The 7,144-nt window shown below is 71.9% G+C and carries 8 protein-coding genes; 1 reads left to right on the plus strand and 7 read right to left on the minus strand.

All coding sequences use genetic code 11. From position 1 onward, the window contains the following. Positions 1–136 precede the first annotated feature (136 nt). The 4 genes from murQ to D7Y21_RS39150 all read right to left on the minus strand — a co-directional run bounded on the left by murQ (position 137) and on the right by D7Y21_RS39150 (position 3,707). Positions 137–1,084 (minus strand): N-acetylmuramic acid 6-phosphate etherase, encoded by a 948-nt coding sequence (murQ, locus tag D7Y21_RS39135; RefSeq protein WP_120566508.1) that lies wholly within the window; start codon positions 1,082–1,084, stop codon positions 137–139. Positions 1,085–1,107: 23 nt separating this feature from the next. Then, positions 1,108–1,299, minus strand: a complete 192-nt coding sequence (rpmB, locus tag D7Y21_RS39140; RefSeq protein ID WP_014398134.1) for a 50S ribosomal protein L28 — start codon at positions 1,297–1,299, stop codon at positions 1,108–1,110. Positions 1,300–1,403: 104 nt separating this feature from the next. Then, positions 1,404–2,921 carry an NAD(P)-binding protein gene (locus tag D7Y21_RS39145; protein ID WP_120566509.1) on the minus strand — a complete coding sequence of 506 codons (1,518 nt, stop codon included), beginning with the start codon at positions 2,919–2,921 and terminating at the stop codon, positions 1,404–1,406. A gap of 96 nt (positions 2,922–3,017) precedes the next feature. Then, positions 3,018–3,707 carry an HAD family phosphatase gene (locus tag D7Y21_RS39150; RefSeq protein ID WP_120566558.1) on the minus strand — a complete coding sequence of 230 codons (690 nt, stop codon included), beginning with the start codon at positions 3,705–3,707 and terminating at the stop codon, positions 3,018–3,020. An 83-nt stretch (positions 3,708–3,790) separates the two neighbouring features. On the opposite strand from D7Y21_RS39150, the gene D7Y21_RS39155 reads away from it, so the two are divergent. Further along, positions 3,791–4,858: an enoyl-CoA hydratase/isomerase family protein gene (locus tag D7Y21_RS39155; protein WP_121718427.1), complete on the plus strand. Its 1,068-nt coding sequence runs from the start codon at positions 3,791–3,793 to the stop codon at positions 4,856–4,858. A 19-nt stretch (positions 4,859–4,877) separates the two neighbouring features. Here D7Y21_RS39155 and D7Y21_RS39160 read toward each other — a convergent pair whose 3' ends face one another. The 3 genes from D7Y21_RS39160 to purM all read right to left on the minus strand — a co-directional run. Then, positions 4,878–5,375, minus strand: a complete 498-nt coding sequence (locus D7Y21_RS39160; RefSeq protein WP_233612467.1) for a DUF523 domain-containing protein — start codon at positions 5,373–5,375, stop codon at positions 4,878–4,880. Positions 5,376–5,557: 182 nt separating this feature from the next. Beyond that, the gene (gene purN, locus D7Y21_RS39165; RefSeq protein WP_121718429.1) at positions 5,558–6,223 is read right to left on the minus strand and encodes a phosphoribosylglycinamide formyltransferase; all 666 of its coding nucleotides are present in this window, start codon (positions 6,221–6,223) and stop codon (positions 5,558–5,560) included. Next, positions 6,220–7,144 (minus strand): phosphoribosylformylglycinamidine cyclo-ligase (gene purM / locus D7Y21_RS39170; RefSeq protein ID WP_121718430.1); only part of this gene is annotated, 925 nt, incomplete at its 5' end. The genes purM and purN, both read right to left, overlap by 4 nt.

Genomic DNA, 7,144 nt, shown 5'->3' on the forward strand with positions numbered 1-7,144 from the left:
GAGGGGGAGGGGGGCGTGGCGGGGCGCATGCCCCAAGTCTAAAGGCCAGCTCCCACGGCCGCCGGACCCCGGCCCTGAGGGCACCTCGTGTGTCTGGGAATGACGCCTTCCGTGTCGGATTCCGGAGGAAGTTCGCTCAGCGCGAAGGGCGCCGACGTGGCCGCGGGCCTGGAGCCGCTCGGGCTGCCGCCGGACGTTCGAGCCCTCGCAGGCCCGCGTCCTTCAACTGGCGCCGCGCCTGGGCCGCCGGAAGCCCCGTGAAGTGCATGGCCAGCGCCAGCTTCACGTGGTCCCCCGCGGCCTGGAGCAGCGCCGCCGCCCGCGCGGGGGGCAGGTCCGTCAGCTCCGCGACCATGCGCACCGCGCGGGCTCGCAGCTTCGTGTTCGTGGGGCGCACGTCCACCATGTGCCCCCGGTACACGTGGCCCAGCGACACGAAGGCCGCGGTGGTGATGGCGTTGAGCACGAGCTTCGTCGCCGTGCCCGCCTTCAGCCGCGTGGAGCCCGCCACCACCTCCGGCCCCGTGCGCGCCAGCACCACCGTGTCCGCGCGCATGGCCGGCCCGGGCGGGTTGCAGCACACCAGCACCGTGCTCGCCCCACGCTCGCGGGCCTCGTCCAGCGCGCCCCGGACATAGGGCGTGGAGGCTGACGCGGAGATGCCGCACACCACGTCCCGTGCCCGCGCCCGGAATGCCCGCACCGCCCGGGCCCCCGCGGCGACGTCGTCCTCGGCGCCCTCCACGGCACGCGTCAGGGCCCGCCGGCCGCCAGCCATGGCCGCCTGGACCCGCGTTGCCGGGACACCGAAGGTGGGGGGACATTCGCTCGCGTCGAGCACGCCGAGCCGACCGCTGGTTCCCGCGCCCACGTAGAGCAGCCGGCCGCCAGCGCGAAACGCTTCCGCCACGGCCCGGGCCGCCGCCGCGATGGACGGCAACGCCTCACGGACCGCGCGAAGCGCGATCAGGTCTTCTTGATGCAACCGTCGGACGACCGCCTCGACAGGGAGGAGGTCCAGGTCATCCGCACGGGGATGGAGCCGTTCGGTGGGCGGAAGCGCGGACTTTCGAGCGCGCGTCATGCCCACCGGAAGGCTCCCGGACTTCAGGCGGCCTTGGTCACCTTGCCCGCCTTGATGCAGCGGGTGCAGGCCAGGACGCGCTCGATGCTGCCGCTCACGTTCGCGCGCACCTTCTGCAGGTTCGGCAGGGTCCGCTTCTTGGTCTTGTTGTTCGCGTGGCTGACGTTGTTACCCACCAGCGGACGCTTCCCACAGAGGTCGCACTTCCACGCCATGACTGCTAACTCCTTGAAAACTGGGGCGTTCGACAGCAGCCCATAAAAGAGCGGCGGACCCTACCAGAAACAGGCCGGAAATCCAGCCGGATCCGACCCGGGTCCTATCCCTTGAGCGGATCCTTCTTCTTCAACATGTCCTGCACCAGCTTCGCGGCCCGCATGCCCGCGAGCAGCTCGCCCTCCAGGCCCAGGCCGGGCAGCACCTCGCGGCCCGCCAGGATCACGTTCTTCGCGGGCGTGCGCTGCTTCAACCCCGTGACGCCCAGGAAGGCTTCCGTTTCGAAGCTGTAGAGCGGGTGGGGCATGAGCCGGCTGCCGCGCACTCCCCCGGCGTCCAGGTAGGGAACCGATCGCAGCGCGCGGTGCTGCTTCGTGAAGGGCATCAGCCGCTCCAGGTGCTCGTCGATGCGCTTCGCCAGCGCCTGGAGGTGCTCCTCGCCCTCTTCGCGCGCGGAGGCCGGGACGAAGGCGCCCGCGCACAGCACACGCACGCCCTCCACGTCCTTGTGCCCGGAGGTCGCGGCCGTGCGCGCCGGGTGCTGCTGCACGAGCAGCGGGCCCAGCTCCGCGTCCTGCGTGTCCACGAGCACCAGCTCGCCCATGCCTCGTGGGAGCGCCGCCTCCGGCACCACCCAGTTCACGCTGAAGAGCAGCGACTTGATGTTGGACTGATCCAGGTGCTCCAGCAGGCCGCGGTGGTGCTTCTTGTCCGTCACCAGCCGGCGCAGCGCCCCGGAGTCCGTGGCCGTCACCAGGCACGACGCGCGGTAGAGCGTGTCCGAGCGCACCAGCTTCACGCCGGAGAACTTGCTGCCGTCGAACGCGAGCTCCTCGACGATGAAGCCCGCCGGGTTGTCGCGGCCCAGCACGTCGCCGCCCAGCTCCGTCAGCCGCCGGGTGAGCACGTCGCGCAGTGCGTCCATTCCGCCGGGGTAGGTGGACGGCGCGGTGAGCACCTGGGACAGGGCCCGCGTTTGCGCCAGGGGCGCGCCAGGCTTCTCCAGGTGGACGAGGAAGGGCAGCAGGCCGCGCACCAGCGACAGCGCCGGATCCTCGCCCGCGAGCCGGGGCGTGGCGTCCAGGGCCGGGTGCTCCTTGATCTGCCCCTTGAGCTTCCAGCCCTCGAAGAAGCCGTCGGGCGGCAGCTGGGGCCCGGCCTTGAAGAAGGCGTCGGTGGCCTCGTGCTGCGCGGCGCTGCCCGCGAGCGCGCCCTGGATGCCCTCGCCGGCCTCGCCGAACTCGCGCGTCAGCTCCGCGCGGCGGCGGGCGGCGTCCCCGACCAGGTCCACCCGGTTCCGGGGCAGCACCAGTTGGAGCTCCGGCGCGTGGGGGCGCAGCGCGCGGCCGATGGCGGTGGACAGGCCCAGCTCGTTGAGGGCCTCGTCCACGGCGGGCATCGCCTTGAGGGGCGGCGCGACGAAGGGGGCGTAGGGCAGCACGAAGCCGTCGTGCTCGTAGCCGGGCCCCATGCCGTCGTGCTCCACCAGCAACACGCGGTGGTTGCGCTTCGCCAGGAGCGCGGCGGCGAGCGCGCCTCCGACCTGGCTGCCCAGCACGATGACGTCGTAGACGTGCCGGGACGGGCCCGAGGGGAGCTTGAGTTTGGCGGACGTCGACATGGCCGCCGAACACTACACAACGTCACCGCGTCTGGCGCCCTTTTGGCGCCCGGCTCTCCAGGGAGGCCGCGCCCGGGGTGGGGCGTATGTGCCCCCTCAGGCCCTGGACACGAAGAGGCGCGCGAGCAGCTCCGGGGGCAGCGTGTCGAAGTCCGGGGCGGTGTAGTGGGCCCCCGCGTTCTTCAGCGCCTCCGCGGTCGTGGTGGTGGTGATGCCCACGGTGACCATGCCGGCGGCGCGCGCGGACAGCACGCCGTTGATGGCGTCCTCGAACGCGAGGCACGACTCGGGGGGCACCTGGAGGGCCTTCGCCGCCGCGAGGAAGATGTCCGGCGCGGGCTTGCCGCGCTCCACCTGTTCAGCGCCGACGACACAGGCGAAGAGCGGACGCACGGAGAGCCCGTCCAGCACCAGCTCGCGGTTGCCGTGCGGAGCGGCGGTGGCCACGGCCAGGAGCAACCGCGCGTCACGCAGGCGGTGGAGGAAGCCCTCCGCGCCCCGGTGCAGCGCCAGGTACGGCCGGTAGATGGCGCGGTAGTGGGACTCCTTCTCCTCGGCGAGCGCGTCCAGCTCCGCGACGGAGAGGGTGCGGCCCAGCAGCTGCGGGAGGATCTCCTCGTTCTTCTTTCCCGCGAACTCGTTCTGGAAGCGTTCCGCGGTCAGGCCATCCAGACCGAGTTTCCGGGCGAGCGTCACCCAGGCGCGGTTGTGGAAGTCCATGTTGTCGACGAGCGTGCCATCCATGTCGAAGACGGCGGCGAGCAGGGGGGCGGCTGCGGAAGTCATGTTCTCCCCAATACCGATTTCCGACGCCATGTCACCCTTGAATCTCCCATGCGAGCCCCTTCCGGGCTGATATCCCCCACGCCATGAGCGAGGACGTGCTGCAGGAGACTCGGGGGGCCGTGGGTCTGGTCACCCTCAATCGACCGAAGGCGCTCAACGCGCTCTCCCTGGAGATGTGCCGGGCGCTGCATCCCCAGCTGGATGCCTGGGCGGCGGATCCGTCCGTGAAGGCGGTGGTGATCCGCGGAGCCGGGGGCCGGGCGTTCTGCGCCGGAGGGGACGTGCGCGCGGTGGCCAGTTCGGTCGCACGCTCGGACGCATCGCTGTCGCGCGAGTTCTTCCGTGCGGAGTACGCGCTCAATCACCGGATCCACCATTTCCCCAAGCCGTTCATCGCGTGGGTGGACGGCATCTGCATGGGTGGTGGGTTGGGGCTGTCCGTGCACGGGGCCTTCCGCGTGGTGACGGAGAAGCTGGTACTCGCGATGCCGGAGACGGCCATCGGCATCTTCCCGGACGTGGGCGGTGGCTGGTTCCTCCCTCGCTTCCCGGGCGAGGCGGGGACATACCTGGGGCTCACCGGCGCGCGGTGTGACGCGGCGGATGCGATGTGGTTGGGGTACGCGACGCATCGGGTGGAGTCCTCGCGGCTGGAGGACGTGGTGGATGCGCTGGCGGCCGCGGACTGGAGCGGGCCGGGGCGCGAGGTGGCGGCTCGCGTGCTCCAGGGCTTCCATCAGGACGCCGGTGCTTCGGGGCTCGCCGCGCGAGCGGAGGTCATCGACCGGTGCTTCCAGGGGGACCGCGTGGAGGACATGCTCGCGGCGCTGGAGCGCGAGGGGACGCAGTGGGCGGAGGAGACTCGCGCGACGCTGCTGCGCATGTCGCCGACGAGCCTGCGGGTGACGCTGCGGCAACTGCGCATCGGGCGCGGCCAGGACTACGACGCGACGGCGCGCATGGAGTACCGGTTGAGTCAGGCGCTGACGCAGCGGCCGGACTTCCAGGAGGGGATCCGCGCGGTGCTGGTGGACAAGGATCAGAAGCCGCGATGGAGCCCGGCCACGCTCGCGGAGGTGAGTGACGCGGAGGTCGAGGCGTGCTTCGCGCCTCGGCCGGGTGACGAGTTGGAGTTGCCCGCGCTGGGCTGATCAACGCGCGCGGGGACGGTTACAGGTCCTCGTCGCTCACGACGGTGCGCCCGTCCGCGCGAAGCAGCGCGGTGGTGATGCCTTCGCCCGGGCGCAGCACGCCTGTCTCGTAGACGCGCTGGCTGCCGCACGAGGGGCTCTTCTCCTTCAGGAGCGCCACCGTGACGTCGAACCTCCGAGCGGCCTCCAGGGCCTGCCGGGCGCCGTCCTGGAACGCGGCGGTGCGGTCCTCGCGCGTCTCCCGCGTGAGGGCCCGCGCACGGCCGGCCCAGACGTCTACGCCCGTGCCGCCCGCGAGATCCACGGGAGGCCGCGGAATGCCCAGGCCCGCGGCGGCCTCCGGGCAGATGGGGATGACGGCCTTGCCCTCCAGCGCCGCGAGCACGCGCTCCGAACGCTGCGAGCGTCCGTCGTAGCGGCACGCCTCGCCCAGCAGGCACGCGCTGACCATCACCGTGGGGGCCGCGCGCAGGGCTGCTCGGCGAGCATCGCGGGCTGACGCCCCGCTTTGATCCAAGGGAGCGAGCTCGGCCAGGCTCGGCGCATCGGGCGCGGCATGCGGCGGTGCTACGGCCTTCGTCACTTCGGGCGCGGCATGCGGCGGTGCTACGGCCTTCGGCACGTCGGACGCGGCATGTGCCGGTGCTCCTGCCTTCGTCACTTCGGACGCCTCGGAATGCGCTGGCTCCACGGCCTTCGTCACTTCGGGGCACCCGGACTGCGGAGCGCCGTGCCGTCTCCTGTCACTCGCGCGTCCACCTTCGTGCGCGCCCCGTCCAGCGTCACCGCGCCCGTCACCGCCAGCCGCACGGCCAGCGGATACAGCCGGTGCTCCTCCGCGAGGATGCGCGCGCTCAGGCTCGCTTCGTCGTCCTCCGGCAGCACGGGCACCGCCGCCTGCGCGATGATGGGGCCCGTGTCCGTGCCCGCGTCCACGTAGTGCACCGTGCACCCGGCCACCTTCACGCCGCGCTCCAGCGCCTGCCGTTGCGCATGCAGGCCCGTGAACGACGGCAGCAGGGAAGGGTGGATGTTGAGCACCCGTCCCGGGAAGCGCTTCAGGAAGTCCGCGCTCACCAGCCGCATGAAGCCCGCCAGGCACACCCACTCGACGCCCGCGTCCGCCAGCACGCCGAGCACCGCCGCCTCGAAGTCCGTCTTCGACCCGAAGCCCTTGTGGTCCACCACCTCCGCGCGCACGCCCGCCTTCCGGGCGCGCTCCAGCGCGAACGCCGTGGGCACGTTGGACAGCACGCACGCCACCTCTGCCGGGTAGTCCGCCTGCCCGGCCGCGTCGAGCAGCGCCTGCAGGTTGCTCCCGCCGCCGCTGACGAGCACCCCCAGCCGCGCCCGCCGCGCGCTCATGGGTCGATGACCGCCGTGGCCTCGCCCTGGCCCGCTTCCACCCGGCCCACCTCGGACGCTTCCACACCCCGGGCGCGCAGGACCTCCAGCGCCTTCGCCACGTCCTCCTTCGCCACCACGACGATGAGGCCCAGGCCCATGTTGAACGTGCTGAACATCTCGTCGCGCGCGACTCCGCCCGTCTTCGCGATGAGGTCGAAGATGGCCGGCTTCTTCCACGTGGACTCGCTCAGCACCGCGCGCGTGCCGTCCGGCAGGCACCGGGGCAGGTTGCCCGGGATGCCGCTGCCGGTGATGTGCGCCATGCCCTTCACCTTCACGGCCTGGCACAGCGCGAGCGCGTCCTTCACGTAGATGCGCGTGGGCTCCAGCAGCGCGTCACCCAGAGGCCGGTCCAGCCCCTGCGGCGTCATGTCCAGGGGCAGCTTCGCGTCGTCCAGCAGCACCTTGCGCGCCAGCGAGTAGCCGTTGCTGTGCAACCCCGAAGACGTGAGCCCGATGAGCGCGTCCCCCGGCTGCACCGTCTTGCCGTCGATGATGGCCGAGCGCTCCACCACGCCCACGCAGAAGCCCGCGACGTCGTACTCGCCCCGCGCGTAGAAGCCCGGCATCTCCGCCGTCTCCCCGCCCAGCAGCGCGCACCCCGCCTGCTCGCAGCCCAGCGCGATGCCCTTGACCACCTCCGCCGCGGCGTCTACCTCCAGCTTCCCCGTGGCGAAGTAGTCCAGGAAGAAGAGCGGCTCCGCGCCACAGGTGAGGATGTCGTTCACCGACATGGCGACCAGGTCGATGCCCACCGTGTCGTGGCGCCCCGCAAGGAAGGCCACCTTCAGCTTGGTGCCCACCCCGTCGGTGCCCGCCACCAACACCGGCGCCTGGTACTTGCCGGGCGGCAGTGCGAACAGGCCACCGAACCCACCC

It is taken from the genome of Corallococcus sp. AB045, assembly GCF_003668895.1.
GTDB classification, from domain to species: domain Bacteria; phylum Myxococcota; class Myxococcia; order Myxococcales; family Myxococcaceae; genus Corallococcus; species Corallococcus coralloides.

Excerpts from the sequence above, each read along its gene's own strand:
- purN (WP_121718429.1), bottom strand. The coding sequence starts at position 6,223 with ATGAGCGCGCGGCGGGCGCGGCTGGGGGTGCTCGTCAGCGGCGGCGGG.
- murQ (WP_120566508.1), bottom strand. The coding sequence starts at position 1,084 with ATGACGCGCGCTCGAAAGTCCGCGCTTCCGCCCACCGAACGGCTCCAT.
- rpmB (WP_014398134.1), bottom strand. The coding sequence starts at position 1,299 with ATGGCGTGGAAGTGCGACCTCTGTGGGAAGCGTCCGCTGGTGGGTAAC.
- D7Y21_RS39155 (WP_121718427.1), top strand. The coding sequence starts at position 3,791 with ATGAGCGAGGACGTGCTGCAGGAGACTCGGGGGGCCGTGGGTCTGGTC.
- D7Y21_RS39150 (WP_120566558.1), bottom strand. The coding sequence starts at position 3,707 with ATGACTTCCGCAGCCGCCCCCCTGCTCGCCGCCGTCTTCGACATGGAT.
- D7Y21_RS39145 (WP_120566509.1), bottom strand. The coding sequence starts at position 2,921 with ATGTCGACGTCCGCCAAACTCAAGCTCCCCTCGGGCCCGTCCCGGCAC.